The sequence below is a fragment of the Janthinobacterium sp. GW460-12-1-14-LB5 genome, assembly GCF_059423585.1.
On the sequence record NZ_JBWKYD010000020.1, the window covers coordinates 123,323 to 140,676 of the forward strand.

Consider the following 17,354-nt stretch of genomic DNA (forward strand, 5'->3'; position numbering starts at 1 on the left):
GGGGCCCCCCCCCCCGGCCCCCACCCCAGTATTTGCCTTGGGGTCTAATTGCGCTCCCGGAGTATTCGGTTGACCCCGGCGACCCGGCGCACATTGCGCAGCAGGGCGGCCAGGTGGACCCTGTCCTTGACCTGCACGGTGAAGCGCAGCTGGTCGAGCACGTTGTCCTTGTCTTCGTCCATGCCCACATAGATGATGTTGGCGTCGGATTCGCCGATTTCGGCGGCGACGCGGGCCAGGATGCCCCGTTCGCTGTTGATCAAGACCTTGATGCGGCAATCGAAGCGGCGGTTCAGTTCCGTGCCCCAGCGTACGGCGATCCAGCGGTCCGGTTCCTTGGCGCGCTGGCGCTTCGCTTGCGAGCAGTCGCTGGTGTGCACGAGCAAGCCCTGGTCGCGGCGCAGCTGGCCGATGATCTGGTCGCCGGGAATCGGCAAACAGCATGGCGCCAGTTGCACGGAGACGCCTTCGCTGCCGCAGATGGTGACGGGATCGAGTTCGCTGCCGCTGTTGTGTTCCACGGGCATGCTGGCCGCTTCGCCGCCGATCAGGCCGAAGATGTGGCGCGCCACCAGGGTGGCCATGCGCTTGCCGATGCCGATGTCCGCGTACAGTTCGTCCATGGAATTGGCGCTCGATTCGTTGAGCAGGCGTTCCACCAGCGGCGCCGGCAGTTCGGCGTCGATGTTCAGCGTTTGCAGCGCCTGCGACAGCAGTTGCTGGCCCAGGGCGATCGATTCAGGCAGGTTGATCGTGCGCAAATGGTGGCGGATGGCCGAGCGGGCCTTGCCGGTGCGCACGAACGACAGCCACGTCGGGCTGGGGCGCGACGAGGAATCGGTGATGATTTCCACGATGTCGCCATTGTGCAGCTCGGTGCGCAGCGGCGAGGTTTCGTTGTTGATTTTCACCGCCACGGTCTGATCGCCGATGCCCGTGTGGATCGAATAGGCGAAGTCGATGGCCGTGGCGCCGCGCGGCAGGGCGATGATCTTCGATTTCGGCGTAAACACGTAGACGGAATCGGGGAACAGGTCGACCTTGACGTGTTCGAGGAATTCGGCCGAGTCGCCCGTCTGCTGCTGGATGTCGAGCAGGGATTGCAGCCAGGCATGCGTGCGCTGCTGCAGGTCGGACGGATTCGATTCGCCGCTCTTGTACAGCCAGTGCGCCGCCACGCCCGATTCGGCCGTGCGGTGCATGTCCTGCGTGCGGATCTGGAATTCCACGGGCGTGCCATACGGGCCGATGACGGTCGTGTGCAGCGACTGATAGCCGTTCAGCTTGCGGATCGCGATGTAATCCTTGAACTTGCCCGGCATGGGCTTGTACAGGCTGTGCAGGGTGCCCAGGGTTACGTAACAGTCGGCAAAGCTGCCCACCACCACGCGGAAGCCGTACACGTCCAGAACTTGCGAAAACGACAAGTGCTTGCTGCGCATCTTCTTATAGATGTCGTACAGGGTCTTTTCGCGGCCCGTGACGTCGGCCTCGAGTTCGGCCATGGACAAGGTGCTTTTCACCGCTTCCATGATCTTGTTGACCACTTCGCGCCGGTTGCCGCGCGCCGCCTTGACGGCTTTCGCCAGGGTGCGGTAGCGCATCGGGTACAGGTGCGAGAACGACAGGTCTTGCAGCTCGTGGTAGATATTGTTCAGGCCGAGGCGGTGCGCGATCGGCACGTACACTTCCATGGTCTCGCTGGCGATGCGGCGCTTTTTTGCCGCCGTCATGAAGTCCAGCGTGCGCATATTGTGCAGGCGGTCGGCCAGTTTGATCAGGATCACGCGCACGTCGGACGCCATGGCCAGCAGCATCTTGCGGAAATTTTCCGCCTGCGCTTCGATCTGGCTCTGGAATTCGATCTTTTCCAGCTTCGACAGGCCGTCGACCAGGTGCGCCACCGGTGCGCCGAAGCGCTCGATCAATTCTTCCTTCTTGACGTCCTGGTCTTCCATGACGTCGTGCAGCAGGGCGGCCATGATGGCTTGCGCGTCGAGTTTCCAGTCGGCACAGATTTCCGCGACGGCGATCGGATGCGAGATATACGGCTCGCCCGAGCGGCGCATCTGGCCCAGGTGCATTTCGTCGGAGAAGCGGTAGGCTTCCTTGACTTTTTTCAGGTCGGCGGGGGACAGGTATTCGGCCAGCTTGTCGGCCAGGTGGCTGACGGAGGCCACGCCCAGGGCGGGCGCTGCGGGGGCGCCGCCTGCGGACGTGCCGGCACCGGGCGCGGAAGCGCCCTGCGATTTTGCCGCCTGGCGCGGGGCCAGGGGCGGCAGTGCTGCGGAAGTCGTGTCGGCTGGGGTCAGACTCATAAAACGTCGCGTTACTTCACAGTGTGAATAAAGGATACGGTAGAACCAGGGGTCAGCACTGTTCCGGCACGCGGGTTCCCAATTACATCGGGACCTTTTTCAGCATTTCGATGCCGACTTTACCGGCAGCAATTTCACGCAGTGCGACGACGGTAGGCTTGTCCTTGGCTTCGACCTTGGGGGTGTGGCCTTGCAGCAACTGACGTGCGCGGTAGGTTGCAGCCAGGGTCAGCTGGAAACGGTTAGGGATCTGCTTCAGGCAATCTTCGATTGTGATACGGGCCATAGTAACTCCTAAATTGTGTGCGTGGTGCTGTGTGAACTGGCGTGCAGAAACGATTATTCTGCGTGCAGGCCCAGCTGGGCGAATAGCGATGCGTTGCGGGCCGCTTGTTGCGCAAACCGGCAACGGGCCGCTCTCACGATCGCGCTCAGTTCGGACAAAGCGACCGTAAACTCTTCATTGATAATAACATACTCGAACTCGGGAGCGTGTGCGATTTCGCCGCCGGCCGCCAGCAGGCGGCGCGTGATCACGTGCGGCTCGTCCTGGCCGCGCTTGTTCAAGCGTTCTTCCAGCGCATCGATCGATGGCGGCAGGATGAAAATGCCGGCTGCGCGGGGGAATTGCTTGCGCACCTGGCGCGCGCCCTGCCAGTCGATTTCCAGCAGGATATCGGTGCCGGCCAGCATTTGCTGTTCCACCATGATGCGCGAGGTGCCGTAGTAATTGCCATGCACTTCCGCCCATTCCAGGAATTCGCCCTGGTCGGCGCGCGCGACAAAGTCTTCCGCGGTCGTGAAGTAATACTCGCGGCCATGCTGCTCGCCCGGACGGGGTGCGCGGGTGGTGGTCGAGATCGACAGCTTGATGCCGGGCTCTTGCGCCAGCAATGCATTGACCAGTGTCGATTTGCCGGCGCCCGATGGCGCGGCGACCACGAACAGGCTGCCGGAGAAGGCGGTAGGGTGGCTCATGCGGATCTTTCCATATGCGTGTGATGGCGGCGTTTGCGCTTGCATGGGCGCCGCCCAATTCGGTATTTTACCAAGAGGCAAGGCGGCGAGCCAGCCCCGCGATGCGCGAGGCTGCCAGGCTTGCGCATATTTTGCTTGTTATCTTGAGGAAATAGTTATTTAATTTGGAATGGTTTTTTCTTAATAACTATTTAAGCGACAGGATGTGCGCATGAAAAATTTCCCGTTCCTCAGTTCTTCCCAGGCCATGCTGCTGCTGCGGGTGGCCATCGCCGTGATGTTCATGGCGCACGCCATCACGCGCATCGCCAATGGCACCATTCCGCGTTTTGCCGGTTTCCTGGAAGACAAGGGATTCATCTACGGCCTGGCCGTGGTGTGGGCGATTACCGTCGTCGAGATCGTATGCGGCAGTTTGCTCATCATCGGCATCTACACGCGCTGGGCGGCGGCCGGGCTGATGGTGATCTGCGTCGGCGGCATCGCCATCGTGCATGCGGCCAAGGGGTGGTTCGTGGGCGAGCATGGCGCAGGCGGCGTGGAATACAGCATCGTCCTGTTTGTCGCCTGCGTCGTCATCGCCGCCAGCGACAAGGGGCGCGCCGGAGCGCGCCTGGCCTGAGGCGGGAGCGCTTATTCCAGGTTCTGCACCTGTTCGCGCATCTGCTCGATCAGCAGCTTCAGGTCCATCGAGGCGTCGGCCAGTTCCTTGACGGACGCCTTGGCGCCCAGCGTGTTGGCTTCGCGATTGAGTTCCTGCATCATGAAGTCGAGGCGCTTGCCCACTTGGCCGCCCTTGGTGAGGATGTGGCGCGTTTCGCCCAGGTGGGCCGACAGGCGCGCCAGTTCTTCGGACACATCGATGCGGATGCCGTACAGGATGACTTCCTGGCGGATGCGTTCCATGGCGTCCTGGCGCGACAGGGCCGAATTCGAGCCCTGGCTGGCCAGGCCCAGCGCATCCTGCATGCGCTCGATGGCTTTTTGCTGGAAGGCCGCCACCACTTGCGGAATCAGGGGGGTGATGCGCTTGACGATGGCTTCCATCGCTTCGATGCGCGACACCAGCACCGCTTCGAGCGCCGCGCCTTCGCGCTTGCGGCTGTCGACGAAGGCGGCCACGGTGCGGCGGGTCAGCGCGCCCACGTCCGCCTGCAGGGATTCCTGTCCTACTTGCGCTTCTTCGATGACGCCAGGCCAGCGCAGCAGTTCCGCCACCGTCATGACGGGGGCGGAGACGAAATGCTGGCCCACTTCGTTTTGCAGGCGCGCCAGTTCGGCCAGCAGGGGCACGTTCAGCGCCTGCGTGCCGGCGGTGGCGGCCTTGCGGCCAAAGCTCAGGCGTACCTCGACTTTTCCGCGCGTGATGGCGGACATGACGGCGGCGCGCAAGTCGGGCTCCAGCGCCCGCAGATCGTCGTTGATCCGGAATTGCAGGTCGAGAAAGCGCGAGTTGACGCTCTTGATTTCAATTGTCAGTGTGCCTGCAGCACCTTCGCTGGTGGCAACCGCGTAGCCTGTCATGCTTGAAATGCTCAAAGGATTCCCCGATTTGGTCTTGTATACAGTCACTTATACACTTAATCAGCCAGCACAGGCAATACCGCCCGCGCCGCAAAACAGGACCGAAGTGCCTGATGGCCTGAAAATTGCTGAATAGTGTGCGTTTTACGGCATTGTAAAGAAAATTGTGTTTGGCGGGGCAGGATTGTAGGGATCATGTGTGCACCGCCCGCCATTGCGCCCTGCGCTGTTGCATGACTGCAAATGGACGGGCGCGCGGTGGTAAAATCGCTGCCGCAACCCCAATCACACAGGACATCCCCATGACATTCGAATCCCGCCCGAGCGGCCGCGCCGTCGACGCGCTGCGCGCCATCCGCATCACCCGCCAGTACACCAAGCATGCCGAAGGCTCGGTGCTGATCGAGTGCGGCGACACCAAGGTCATCTGCACCGCCAGCATCGAAGACAAGGTGCCGGGTTTCCTGAAAGGCAAGGGCCAGGGCTGGTTGACGGCAGAGTACGGCATGCTGCCCCGCTCGACGCACACGCGCATGGACCGCGAGGCGGCGCGCGGCAAGCAGTCGGGCCGCACGCAGGAAATCCAGCGCCTGATCGGCCGCTCGCTGCGCGCCGCCTTCGATTTGCAGGCGTTCGGCGAACGCACCTTGCACCTCGATTGCGACGTGATCCAGGCCGACGGCGGCACGCGCACGGCCTCGATCACGGGCGCCATGGTGGCCGCCTATGACGCGTTTTCCCAGCTGCAGGCGCGCGGCGCGATTGCCGCCATTCCCGTGAAAAGCTTCGTCGCCGCCATCTCGGTGGGCGTCTACCAGGGCATGCCGGTGCTGGACCTCGACTACGTGGAAGACTCCGGCTGCGACACGGACATGAACGTGGTGATGACTGAGGCGGGCCACTTCATCGAAGTGCAGGGCACGGCCGAAGGCGCCGCCTTCGACCGCGCCGGCATGAACCGCCTGCTGGACCTGGCGCAGGGCGGCATCGCCGACCTGATCGCCCTGCAAAAGCAAGCGCTCGGCATGTAATCTTTACACAGATTTACATGTGATTGCCCGCCGTGCCGGGCAAAAAACCCACATTTGCCGCTTTCCACGGCAGCGGCGGGGCGAGGTGAGGGGGGCGCAAAAGGTTTACAATGTCGGCACTTCAACCGGACTACTGACATGACCCAACGCCTCATCCTCGCCTCCAACAACGCCGGCAAGCTCAAGGAATTCAACGAGCTGCTCTCGACCATCGGTTTTTCCGTCCACGCCCAGGGCGAGTACGCCGTGCCGGAAAGCGACGAACCATTCCACACCTTCGTTGAAAACGCCCTGCAAAAGGCGCGCCACGCGTCGCGCCTGACGGGGCTGCCGGCGCTGGCCGACGATTCCGGCGTGTGCGTCAATGCGCTGGGCGGCGCGCCGGGCGTGTATTCGGCCCGCTATGCCGGCGAGCCGAAATCGGACGCGGCCAACAGCGCCAAGCTGATCGCCGACCTGGAAGCGCATGCCGACAAGTCCGCGTATTACTACTGCGTGCTGGTGTACGTGCGCCATGCGGACGACCCGCAGCCGGTGATCGCCGATGGCCGCTGGAATGGCGAAATGGTCCAGGCGCCGCGCGGCAACGGCGGCTTCGGCTACGACCCGCATTTCTTCATTCCCGCGCTGGGCAAGTGCGCGGCCGAACTGACGTCCGATGAAAAGAACGCGCTGTCGCACCGTGGCCAGGCCCTGCGCGCGCTGGTGGAAAAGCTGCGATGATCCCGATCAAACTGGTGGGCTCCGTTGCCAGCTCGGCCGCCAAGCCCGGCGCCAAGGCGGGAGCCGCTCCCGCGCCGCAGGACGGCATTTCCGGCGCGGCCGGGGCTGCGCTGAAATACCTGCAGCCGGGCGCGCTGAACCTGACGGCGCTGCCGCCGCTGTCGCTGTACATCCATTTTCCGTGGTGCGTGAAAAAATGTCCGTATTGCGACTTCAACTCGCACGAGGTGCGCGGCGACTTGCCGGAAGCCGAATACCTGGCGGCCCTGCGGCTGGACCTGGAAATGGCGCTGCCATTGATCTGGGGCCGCAAGATCCACACGATTTTCATCGGCGGCGGCACGCCCAGCCTGATGTCGGCGGCGGGCCTGGACCGGCTGATGTCGGACGTGCGCACCCTGCTGCCGCTGGAGCCCGATTGCGAAATCACCATGGAAGCCAATCCGGGTACCTTTGAAGCGGAAAAATTCAAGTCTTACCGGGCCAGCGGCATCAACCGCCTGTCGATCGGCATCCAGAGCTTCAATGGCCGCCACCTGCAGGCGCTGGGGCGCATCCACGACGACAATGAAGCGCGCCGCGCGGTGGAGATTGCACACGCCAATTTCGACAATTTCAATCTCGACCTGATGTACGCGCTGCCCACGCAGACGCTGGCCGAGGCGAGGCAGGACCTGGAGACGGCGCTGGCGTTCGCGCCGCCGCACCTGTCGCTGTACCACCTGACGCTGGAGCCGAACACCCTGTTCGCCAAGTATCCGCCGGTGCTGCCGGACGACGACGAGAGCGCCGACATCGCCGATATGGTGGCGGCGCGCGCCGCGCAGGCCGGCTACGGCCGCTATGAAGTATCGGCCTACGCGCAGCCGGGCCGCCAGGCGCGCCACAACCGCAATTACTGGGAATTCGGCGACTATCTCGGCATTGGCGCGGGCGCGCATTCGAAGATTTCGTTCCCGCACCGCGTGCTGCGCCAGGCCCGCTACAAGCAGCCGCGCGCCTACATGGACGCGGTACTGGCCGGCAACCCGGTGCAGGAAGAGCGCGAGCTGGCGCGCGAGGAGATGGGTTTCGAGTTCATGCTCAATACCCTGCGCCTGACGCAGGGTTTCTCGCCCAACCTGTTCGCCGAGCGCACGGGCCTGGCCCTGAACGCCATCGAGCAGCCGCTGAATGCGGCCGAAGCGAAAGGCTTGCTGTACCGCGACCACCAGGTCATCCGCCCGACGGAACGGGGCTTGTGTTTCCTGAATGACCTGCAGCAGATGTTTCTGGAAGATTGACGCTGCCTAATGCGCGGTGGCACCGCGCAGCCGTTGCAGCTTGGCCGCGTACAGCCCGTGTTCGCTGCGCGTGGTGCTGTTGTCCATCGCCAGTTCCAGCTGCCTGCCCGCCTGCGCCAGCTGGCCCATGCGGGCATACGCCTGCGCCAGCCAGAAATGGAATTCATGGTAGTAGGGGTCGCGCGCGATTTCGCGCTTGAACAGGCGTGCCGCTTCCTGGTAGTCGGCGCTTTCCATGGCGCGCTGGCCCAGGTTGAAGAAGTGGAAGGGGGGCTCTGGCTGCAGGGCCAGCAATTTGCGCCGCAGCAGCTGCGCTTCGTCCGCGCGTCCCAGGCCGTCGAGTGCCTGCGCCAGGTTGGACAGCAGCACGGTGTTCGAGGGCGAGCGTTCCAGGGCGTAAGCGAGCGTGCGCCGGGCCGGCTCGATGTCGCCGTGGCGCAGCTGGATGACGCCCAGGGTATTGAAGGCGCCCGCGAACGTCGGGTCTTGCCGGATGGCGGCGCGGGCGTACCAGTAGGCTTGATCGAGCTCGCCGCTGGCCATGGTTTCGGCGGCGCGATTGTTGAGGTACATGGCGAGGATGGTCGCCTCGCTGATTTGCAGCGTGCGCTGGCCGGCCAGGTCTTCGCCAGGCAGGAAGTCGATTAGCAGGATGGCGTCGGCGTCATAGCCGACCGTATTGCTGGCAGCACGGCGTTCCAGCGCGAGATTGACGTGGCCGGCAACGAAATACATGCCGCCGCTGCGGCTCCAGCTTTCTTCTCCCAGCACCAGCTGGTAGTGCACATCGAGTCCCATTTCCTTGGCCAGTGCGGCCGTCATCAGCACCAGCGACAGGCAATTGCCGCTGCGCGCGTCGAACGCCTGCGCCGCCGTGCGCGTCATGGCGGCATCATATTCCAGCTGCAACCCGGTCCTGTTGCGCAGGGCATCGGCGAGGGCGCGGCGGGGATTCTTGCCGCGCGCCTCGCGCGCGATATCGATACGCACGTAGTGCCGCATGGCGTCGCTCATGGCAAACGCCTGCTGCGGGTCGACCGGTACGGTCGGCGCGGCAAAGCTGGCATCGTTGAAAAGGTCGGGGGGCGGCGCAGTGGTGGGTGCCGTAGCGCAGCCGGCAAGGGCTGTGCACAGCAGCAAGGGGGACAAAAAGCCCCGGCGCAGGTGTTGGCTGATGCCGCTGATACATTTCATGTTCGTGCTCCCGCAGAACGATATCAGGCGCAACACGTATTGCTGCCGGTGGAGCGCCATGCCACCTGAAACAAGTATCCTCGCGCGCCATGGCGCTGTCAAACCCTTTCAGCCGACGGCACCGCCAGCCTTAGAACTCTTCCCAATCCTGCTCGCCAGCCACGTGCGCCTGGGGTTTGCGCGCAGGAGGCGCGCTCTTGGCGGCGATGCCTGGCTGCCGGGCGGTGGCGCTCCTGGCTGCCGGCTTGGCCAGCTGGGCCGCCGCCGGCCGCGCGGCGCGTACCGGTGGCGCGGCGACCATGTGTTCGAGCTGGAAGCCGGCCGCCACCTGCGCCAGGCGCGCCGCCTGGTCCTGCATGCTTTCGGCCGCCGCCGCCGCTTCTTCCACCAGGGCCGCATTTTGCTGCGTCACCTGGTCCATCTGCGCGATGGCCTGGTTGACCTGGTCGATGCCCATGCTTTGCTCGGCGCTGGCGGCAGTGATCTCGGCCATGATGTCGGTGACGCGGCGCACGCTGTCGACCACTTCGCCCATGGTGCTGCCGGCCTGCTGCACCAGCCGCGTGCCGTTATTGACCTGCTCCACCGAGTCGCCGATCAGGGTCTTGATTTCGCGCGCCGCGGCAGCCGAGCGTTGCGCCAGGCTGCGCACTTCCGTGGCGACGACGGCAAAGCCGCGCCCCTGCTCGCCGGCCCTGGCCGCTTCGACGGCCGCGTTCAAGGCCAGGATATTCGTCTGGAAGGCGATGCCGTCGATGACGCCGATGATGTCGACGATTTTCGTCGATGCCGTATCGATGGCGCCCATGGTGTCGACCACCTGGCTGACGATGCTGCCGCCCCGCTCGGCCACGCCGGAGGCGGCCACCGCCATCTGGTTGGCCTGGCGCGCATTGTCCGCATTCTGCTTGACGGTGCTGGTCAACTCTTCCATCGAGGATGCCGTCTCTTCCAGCGAACTGGCCTGCTGTTCCGTGCGCGCCGACAGATCCTGGTTGCCGGCGGCGATTTCGCCCGATGCCGTGGCAATCGCATTGGTGCCCGTCTGTACTTCCGACACCACCTTGCGCAGCGCCTCGTTCATGCCGTGCAGCGCGCGCATCAGGTCGCCGATTTCATCGCTGGCAGGCGTGCCGAAATGCGTGCGCAAGTCGCCGTTGGCGACTGTTTCAGCCACTTTCACGGCGGCCTTCAAGGGCTGCGTGATCGAACGCGTGATCAGCCAGGCGCAGACGCTGCCCAGCGCCACCACCAGCGCGCACAAGGTCAGCAGCAGCGTAAAGCTGCGTTCATTGGCCGCCTCGATCGCATGCGCCGTGGCGTCGATGGCCTGGCGCTGCTGCGACAGCAGGGCCTTGACGTTGTTCTGGTACTTGGTGGCGGCCGGCGCGAAGCTGTCGCGGTAGACGCTTTCCGCCTGCGCCGCATTGCCGCCCTTGCGCGCATTCATCACCAGGGTCTTGGCATCCTGGTACTTGACGCGCTCGGCAATGGACGCCTTGAAGATGGCTTTTTCCTCGTCGCTGACGAGCAGGGTTTCGATTTGCTTCAGCAGCGCGCCGCCCTGCTTGGTGCTGTCGGCGATGGTGTCGGCAAACACGTTCGACAGGGTTTCATCCGTGCTCCTGGCGATCATCGAAGTGCGCGCGATGGCCGAGTAAATCAGCACGTACCAGTCCGATACGAGGCGTTCCTTGGCCAGCGGCTTTTCCATCATTTGCCGCGTCGCTTCGGCATTCACGCTGGCGCTGTACAGCGCGTACGAGGTAGAGATCACGGACAGCAGCAGCACCAGCGCGAAGCCTGCAGCCAGGCGCGTGCCGATACGGAGGTGGGAGAGGGCGTGCATGGTCGTAACTCCTGTCGCAGAGGGGATTTAAGTTGCCTGTGCGACATAGTATGCACTGATAAGTGACCAATAGGCGAGGGAAAAGCGCGCTTGTTTTTGCGCCTGTTGCAGTCTCGCCCGTGCTACAGGTCGAGCGCCTGGCGCAGGTCCGGCTGCTCGGCCCAGCGGGCGAAGGCGGCCGCCATGCGCTCGCTTTCCGCGATGGCGCGGCGCCAGTCGCGCATGCGCGCCGCGTGGTCTTGCCCGTAATGGGGGAAGTCGCGCCGGTCCGGCAGTTTGCCGTTCGGCAGGCTGGCCACGAAGGCGGGCGAGGGCGAGACGAGGATCATGTTGTCGAATGCGCTATCGCCGCTGCGCGCGCGGCGCCAGGGCATGGCCTTGTCCAGCCAGCCCGGCACGATATGGTCGGCAAAATGCGGGTACAGCACCAGGTCCGGTTCGCGCTGGTAGGGCAGGTGCAGATGGTAGTCGACCAGGCCGCCGTCCCAGTAGCGCCCGGGCGGCGCGCCGGCGATGTCCGTCACCGCATCGAGCACCAGCGGGATGGAACCGGAGGCCAGCAAGGCGTCGCGCAGGTTGTCTTGCGCCAGCGGCACGAAATGCGAATGAAAGGCGTCGAAGCGCGAACGCAGCCAGCTGGCGCCATCCGGCCCGGCATGGAATACCGCGCGTTCGAGCGAAGCGGCCAGACGCGCGCGCGCCACAGCATTGCCGGCGGCGGCCAGCAGGAAGCCGCGCCGGTCGCGCCACTTGCCCGGCTGCGCCAGCGCGCCGATGCCGCGCACGGCCAGTACCGACAGGCTGTGCTGCGCATGCTGCAGCAGCTGCGCATCCTGGCCATCGAGCACGGCGTCGAGCAGGGCGCGGCAGGTGCGGCTGACGTGCGCCGCCCCGGGCTTGTCGGGATAGCGCTGGCCCACGTATGCGCGCACCAGGCGGCGCTGCGCGGCGACCGGGTCGGGGAACACGGCGGCGGCCATGCGCCAGGCGCCGATCGAGGCGCCGACGAAGTGGCGCGGACGCGGCGCCTGCGCCAGGAAATTGCCGAACAGCCAGCAGTCGAGCTGGTGCAGGATCAAGCCTTTCGGTCCGCCCGCGGCGGCGGGCACGATGGCGACGTCGAGCGCGCGCATGCCGTGCTCGGCGATGCGGGCGCGGGCGCGGCGGCCCAGGCGGATGGTGATGGCGGACGAATTAAGCAACATGCGTGGGTGGCTGGTGGCGGTCGTTTATTGTAGCGCCATTGCGCCCGAGGGCGCTGCCATGCAAAAAGCGGCGCCGTGCACTGCACGGACGCCGCTTTTCTGCGGGGAGAGCCGGCGATTAACGCAGCGCCGCGATCATCTGCTTCAGCTTGCCGGAATCGACGCAGAAGGCGCGGATGCCTTCGGCCAGTTTTTCCGTCGCCATCGCGTCTTCATTCATCATGAAGCGGAAGGCTTCCTCGTTCAGCGACATTTGCACGATGTTGGTCGATGGCGCCGCTTCGGCGCTCAGCTTGCGCTCCACCGGCGCATCGCTGTCGGCCAGCTTTTGCAGCAGGTCGGGGCTGATGGTGAGCAGGTCGCAGCCGGCCAGTTCGAGGATTTGCGAGGTATTGCGGAAGCTCGCGCCCATCACCTCGGTCTTGTAGCCGAACTTGCGGTAGTAATTGTAGATGCGGCGTACCGACTGCACGCCCGGGTCTTCCGCGCCCATGTAGTCGATGCCCGTCGATTTCTTGTACCAGTCGTAGATGCGGCCGACGAACGGCGAAATCAGCTGCGCGCCCGCTTCGGCGCAGGCGATGGCCTGGGCCAGCGAGAACAGCAGGGTCATGTTGCAGCGGATGCCTTCCTTTTCCAGGATGGCGGCGGCGCGGATGCCTTCCCAGGTGGAGGCGATCTTGATCAGCACGCGTTCGCGGGCAATGCCGGCGTTCGAATACAGGGCGATCAGGTCGCGGCCCTTGGCGACAGTACCTTCCGTGTCGAACGACAGGCGCGCATCGACTTCGGTGGAGACGCGGCCGGGGATGGTTTGCAGGATTTCCACGCCAAACGCGATCAGCAGGCGGTCGATGATCTCGGCGGTTGATGCGTTCGGATGGTCGCGCACGGCCTTTTCCAGCAGCGGCTTGTATTCATCCTTCTGCACGGCCTTCAGGATCAGCGAAGGATTGGTCGTCGCGTCGCGCGGCGTGTAGGCCTGGATCGATTGGAAGTCGCCGGTGTCGGCCACCACGGTAGTAAATTGCTTCAGTTGTTCGAGTTGGTTCATGGCTGCACGGGAAAGAGTGAAGGGGCTTGCCGAAGTATTGTACCGAATCCATCGCAGGTGGGACCCACTATTGTCTTGTCTGTGCATTACTTGTTCAATTGAATCTTGCTTTTTTAAGAACTCGCGCATAATTGGCTGAACTTGTTTATTTTGCACATTGTTTTTATAAGCAATATGCGATGCCACCATTCAGATGAAGAGCATCCTTTTGACACAAGATATCGTTAGCGCATTGGCCGCCTTCAACGGCGCGACACGCCTGTATGCATTGTCCATCGGCAAGGATGACCAGGACAGCGGCCTGCTGGTCGAGGCCTTTGCCAGCGATGATCGGCTGCAGGAAGTCGGCGCGCGCGACATCATCGCCCTGTCCACCAGCGCCCATGTCGCGCTGGCATCCCTGCTGGGCCAGCCTGCCAGCCTGCATGTCAGCCTGGTTGACGGCACGCGCACGTCCTTTTCCGGCTACATCAGCGTTGCGGCCATGCTGGGCAGCAATGGCGGCCTGGCGCGCTACCGGCTGCGCATCACGCCGTGGCTGTGGCTGCTGACGCAGGCGCGTAACAGCCGCGTCTGGCAAGATCGGAGCGTGACGGCCATCGTCGACGAGGTCTTGCAGGCGTATGCGCCGCATGCACTGTGGCGCTGGAGCGACGAGGTCGTGTCGTTCATGCAGGAAGCGGGCGAACGCAGCTATTGTTGCCAGTACCGCGAGTCAGATTTCGATTTTATTCGTCGCCTGCTGACGGAAGAGGGGCTGGCCTGGCGGTTTGACGGTCAGACCCTGATCGTTTTTGCCGATAGCAGCCAGGCTTGCGCCACGCCCGAGGACGCCAGCAGCGCGCAAGGCGGCGGCTTGCGCTTTCATGGCGCGCGCGTGGGCGAGCCGGGTGACAGCGTGCAAGCCTTGCGCGCGCAGCGCAGCCTGCAGGTGGGGCTGAGTAGCGTGCTCAGCTACGATTACAAGGCGAAAAAGGCGGTCGCCGCCAGCGTACCGACGAATATGATTCTTGGCGGCAAGAACGCGCCGGTGCTGGAAAGCTACGACACACCGGGCCAGTACTGGTATGCGAATGGCGCCCAGGCGCAGCGCTACGCCCGCTTGCAGATGCAGTCGCACGAAGCGCGCGCCCAGCTGTGGCAAGCCCGTTCGACCGTGCGCACCCTGCGCGCCGGCACGCGCTTTAGCCTGACGCAAGGCCCGTTGCAGCCAGCCGACGGCGCCGCGCCCGAGTATGTCGTGCTGCGCGTGGCCAGCATCGGCGTCAACAACCTGCCGCTGCCGGCTTGGCAAGGACTGGCGGAACTGTTCGGCCCGATACCGGAATTGCTGGAGGAAACCGTGGCAGCGTGGGGTGCAGGGTTTCCCGATTTCTCCGCCGCGATTGCCCAGGCGCAAGCCAGCGGTTACGCCAACTGCATCGATATGATCAGTGCGGCGATTCCGTGGCGTCCGGCGCACGATGACGGCGAGGCGCGCCAGCACGCCACGCCGACGGCCCTGGGTAGCCAGAGCGCCATCGTCGTCGGTGCCGATGGCAATGACGTGGCCAGCGGCGCCGATGAGATTTACTGCGACAAGCTGGGCCGGGTGCGTATCCGCTTTCACTGGCAGCAAGAGACTGGCGCAACGTGTTGGGTGCGGGTAGCGCAGCGCGCCGCCGGCGGCGGCATGGGCAGCCAGTTCCTGCCGCGCATCGGCCAGGAAGTGCTGGTGCAGTTCCTGGAAAACGATATCGACCGGCCCGTCATCGTCGGCGCCCTGTACAACGGCCAAGGCGAGGGCGGCACCGTACCCACGCCGGGCGGCATGGCGCGCGATCAGAGCGACGCCGGCGTGTTCCAGCCGGCGCACGACCACGCCATCGCGGGCCAGGGCAATGTGGCGGGCGGCAACAGTCCGCTGTGGCATGGCGCCGCGGGCGCCAGCGCGGCGCACCGCAATGGAGCGGCGCAATGGGGCATCCGCAGCAAGGAATTCGGCAAGGCGGGCAGTGCGGCCGGCTACAACCAGCTGCTGTTCGACGACACCGACCAGCAGGGACGCATTCAGCTGAAAAGCAGCCATGCGGCCAGCGAACTGAACCTGGGCCACCTGATCCATGGCGCCGATAATTACCGTGGCAGCCTGCGCGGCGCCGGCGCCGAATTGCGCACCGATGCGTATGGCGTGGTGCGCGCCAGGGCCGGCCTGCTGGTAAGCAGCTATGTGCTTCGGCATGACGCCGCGCAACGCGATCCGGCCGGCGACAACGCCGCCGGCATTGCCCTGCTGAAACAGGCGGTGCTGTTGGGCGACACATTCAGCGCTGCCGCCAAGACGCATCAAACGGTGGCCTACGCCAGCCATGTCGGCGCCAGCGCGCCGAATGCCAGCGAACTTGACGACCAGGCGGCGCCCTTGAAAGCGATGCTGGCCAGCGTTTCCGGTATGCATGAACAGTTGCCGCACACAAAGGACGCCATCATCGCGATCGCCGCCAGGGCCGGACTGGGCGTTGTCGCGGGGCAAGACATGCAACTGGCCAGCGGCGAAACCGTCACCATGATGAGCGGCCAGGATACCCAGTTCATCGGTGGCGGCCAGTGGCGCGTGCACGCGGGCCAGGCCATCGGCGTGCTGGGCGGTGCCGTCAAGGCCGGCGAGGGGGATACCGGGGTGCAACTGATCGCGGCCCAGGGCGCCATCGACGCGCAGGCGCAGGCCGACGTGCTCAACGTGCAGGCGCGCGAAGAGGTCAACGTCATCAGTGCCAACGCGCATGTGGACTGGGCGGCGGCGAAAAGCATCCGCCTGTCGACGGCGGGCGGCGCGAATATCACCATCGAAGGCGGCAATATCACGATCCAGTGCCCGGGCAAGATCACGGTGCATGCGGGCAAGAAGAGTTTTATCGGGCCGACACGGCTCGCTTATCCATTGCCGGCGCTGCCTGCGAGCGTCTGCAAGGCGTGTCTGCTGGCCGCGTTGCGTAGCGGTAGTCCGTTTGTTGCACCCACGGCAGCCTAGAAAAGGAGCCCTGATGTACTTTGCCATCGATATTCCTGACGCGGCAGTACCCGACTTGATCGCGCAGCAACTGCTGGCCTTGCGCGCGGAGGCGGCAGCGGCGAACGGCAGCCAGCCCTTGCACCTGCTGGCGCTGCTCGACGGCGCCTGCGACGAGGAGTTTTTCACCAAGCGCTACCCGAGCCGCTTGCGGCGCCAGTCGCTGTATGCGCACACCTCGCTGCAAAACTTCAAGAGCGCCGCACCGCATTTAATGGCGGCGCCATCGACAGGCAGCGAGCAGGCTGCGTGGCTGCAGCGCCTGTTTTCGCTGTGCGCAGGCAAGCCCATGCTCAGCATCATCGCCAGCACGCTCGATATCGGCCAGCTGGAGCAGCATTTGCGCCCCTATTTGATTGCCATCACGCCAGACACCGTCGAATGGCCCGTGCGCTGGGCCGATACGCGCATATTGCCGGCCCTGCTGGCAGCCTTGACTGAAACGCAGTCTGCGCATTTGCTGAGCCCCATCTACCGCTGGTGGTCGCTGCGGCGCGATGGCTCCCTGATCAGTTGGCAGGGCACGGCAGAGGCCAAGCCCGCCCCTGCGGAATTTGATAAATTCCCCCTCGGCGACACCGCCTTTGCCTCCCTGGTGGATATCGCCGAAGCCGACGCCATCCTGGCCAATCTGCATGATGTGCAGCCGGACCTGTTTCATTCCGGCACCCCGGCCGAGTGTCACGCGCGCGTGGCGCGTCATTTGCTTGTGGCAAACGCCAGCGGCATCGAGGCGGCGGGCCAGCGTCAGCATTTCAGCGCCTTGGCCTTGATGCTGGCCGACGATTTTACCTCGCATCCGGCGATGGCCAGCCTGTTGCGGCGCACGCGCCAGGGAGCGAATTACCTGTCCGAGCTCGACACGCTGCCCGACGATTTCTGGCAGGCGCGCTCGGCTGCCTAGCCTTGTTTCTTCGACTGCTTACTTTGATAAAAGGAAAAATGATGAAATGGATTATGTATCTTGGCACGGCCTTGCTGCTGAGCGGCTGCGCCCTCAAGGCCAGGCAGGTTGAGGAAGCCGGTCCAAGGACTACCGCGACGGCGCAGGTGGGTATTGTCAACCATACGGGAAACTATATTTATTCCGCATCGGTGGATGGGGCGGGAGGCGCCAATATGGCCAGGTGGGGAGCGGGGGGAGCC

General features: G+C 64.4%; 14 protein-coding genes and 1 pseudogene. 7 read left to right on the forward strand and 8 right to left on the reverse strand.

Annotated features, from left to right (window positions below; all coding sequences use genetic code 11):
- Positions 1–44: 44 nt before the first annotated feature.
- The 3 genes from AC07X6_RS20705 to gmk form a co-directional block, all read right to left on the reverse strand.
- Positions 45–2,318, reverse strand: coding sequence for a RelA/SpoT family protein (locus AC07X6_RS20705; protein ID WP_494792198.1), 2,274 nt, complete (start codon positions 2,316–2,318; stop codon positions 45–47).
- Between the two features lie 82 nt (positions 2,319–2,400).
- On the reverse strand, positions 2,401–2,604 hold the full coding sequence (gene rpoZ / locus AC07X6_RS20710) for a DNA-directed RNA polymerase subunit omega (RefSeq protein WP_010400723.1): 204 nt from the start codon (positions 2,602–2,604) through the stop codon (positions 2,401–2,403).
- Positions 2,605–2,657: 53 nt separating this feature from the next.
- Complete coding sequence (gmk, locus tag AC07X6_RS20715) at positions 2,658–3,296, reverse strand: guanylate kinase (protein ID WP_077407781.1); 639 nt, start codon at positions 3,294–3,296, stop codon at positions 2,658–2,660.
- Between the two features lie 211 nt (positions 3,297–3,507).
- On the opposite strand from gmk, the gene AC07X6_RS20720 reads away from it, so the two are divergent.
- Positions 3,508–3,918, forward strand: a complete 411-nt coding sequence (locus tag AC07X6_RS20720; RefSeq protein ID WP_494792199.1) for a DoxX family protein — start codon at positions 3,508–3,510, stop codon at positions 3,916–3,918.
- 11 nt (positions 3,919–3,929) lie between these two features.
- On the opposite strand, the gene AC07X6_RS20725 is transcribed toward AC07X6_RS20720, so the two are convergent.
- The gene (locus AC07X6_RS20725; protein ID WP_102294880.1) at positions 3,930–4,820 is read right to left on the reverse strand and encodes a YicC/YloC family endoribonuclease; all 891 of its coding nucleotides are present in this window, start codon (positions 4,818–4,820) and stop codon (positions 3,930–3,932) included.
- 302 nt (positions 4,821–5,122) lie between these two features.
- On the opposite strand from AC07X6_RS20725, the gene rph reads away from it, so the two are divergent.
- The 3 genes from rph to hemW all read left to right on the forward strand — a co-directional run bounded on the left by rph (position 5,123) and on the right by hemW (position 7,857).
- Positions 5,123–5,851: a ribonuclease PH gene (rph, locus tag AC07X6_RS20730; protein WP_046685905.1), complete on the forward strand. Its 729-nt coding sequence runs from the start codon at positions 5,123–5,125 to the stop codon at positions 5,849–5,851.
- A gap of 138 nt (positions 5,852–5,989) precedes the next feature.
- Positions 5,990–6,574 carry an RdgB/HAM1 family non-canonical purine NTP pyrophosphatase gene (gene rdgB / locus AC07X6_RS20735; protein WP_494792200.1) on the forward strand — a complete coding sequence of 195 codons (585 nt, stop codon included), beginning with the start codon at positions 5,990–5,992 and terminating at the stop codon, positions 6,572–6,574.
- Complete coding sequence (gene hemW / locus AC07X6_RS20740) at positions 6,571–7,857, forward strand: radical SAM family heme chaperone HemW (protein ID WP_494792201.1); 1,287 nt, start codon at positions 6,571–6,573, stop codon at positions 7,855–7,857. Before rdgB ends, hemW begins: the two co-directional genes overlap by 4 nt.
- Before the next feature lie 6 nt (positions 7,858–7,863).
- On the opposite strand, the gene AC07X6_RS20745 is transcribed toward hemW, so the two are convergent.
- From AC07X6_RS20745 to tal, 4 genes are all read right to left on the reverse strand, one after another.
- Complete coding sequence (locus AC07X6_RS20745; RefSeq protein ID WP_494792202.1) at positions 7,864–9,051, reverse strand: tetratricopeptide repeat protein; 1,188 nt, start codon at positions 9,049–9,051, stop codon at positions 7,864–7,866.
- 130 nt (positions 9,052–9,181) lie between these two features.
- The gene (locus AC07X6_RS20750) at positions 9,182–10,900 is read right to left on the reverse strand and encodes a methyl-accepting chemotaxis protein (RefSeq protein ID WP_494792203.1); all 1,719 of its coding nucleotides are present in this window, start codon (positions 10,898–10,900) and stop codon (positions 9,182–9,184) included.
- A gap of 122 nt (positions 10,901–11,022) precedes the next feature.
- Positions 11,023–12,105, reverse strand: coding sequence for a patatin-like phospholipase family protein (locus AC07X6_RS20755; protein ID WP_494792204.1), 1,083 nt, complete (start codon positions 12,103–12,105; stop codon positions 11,023–11,025).
- A 118-nt stretch (positions 12,106–12,223) separates the two neighbouring features.
- Entirely contained in the window at positions 12,224–13,159 is a 936-nt protein-coding gene (gene tal, locus AC07X6_RS20760) for a transaldolase (RefSeq protein ID WP_086146874.1), read from the reverse strand.
- 193 nt (positions 13,160–13,352) lie between these two features.
- Between tal and AC07X6_RS20765 the strand changes: the two genes are divergently transcribed.
- From AC07X6_RS20765 to AC07X6_RS20775, 3 genes and pseudogenes are all read left to right on the forward strand, one after another.
- Positions 13,353–16,169 carry a type VI secretion system Vgr family protein gene (locus AC07X6_RS20765; RefSeq protein ID WP_494792205.1) on the forward strand — a complete coding sequence of 939 codons (2,817 nt, stop codon included), beginning with the start codon at positions 13,353–13,355 and terminating at the stop codon, positions 16,167–16,169.
- A 13-nt stretch (positions 16,170–16,182) separates the two neighbouring features.
- Positions 16,183–17,112 (forward strand): DUF4123 domain-containing protein, encoded by a 930-nt coding sequence (locus tag AC07X6_RS20770; protein ID WP_494792206.1) that lies wholly within the window; start codon positions 16,183–16,185, stop codon positions 17,110–17,112.
- A 38-nt stretch (positions 17,113–17,150) separates the two neighbouring features.
- Positions 17,151–17,354 (forward strand): annotated as a pseudogene (locus AC07X6_RS20775) (hypothetical protein); the annotation flags it as partial.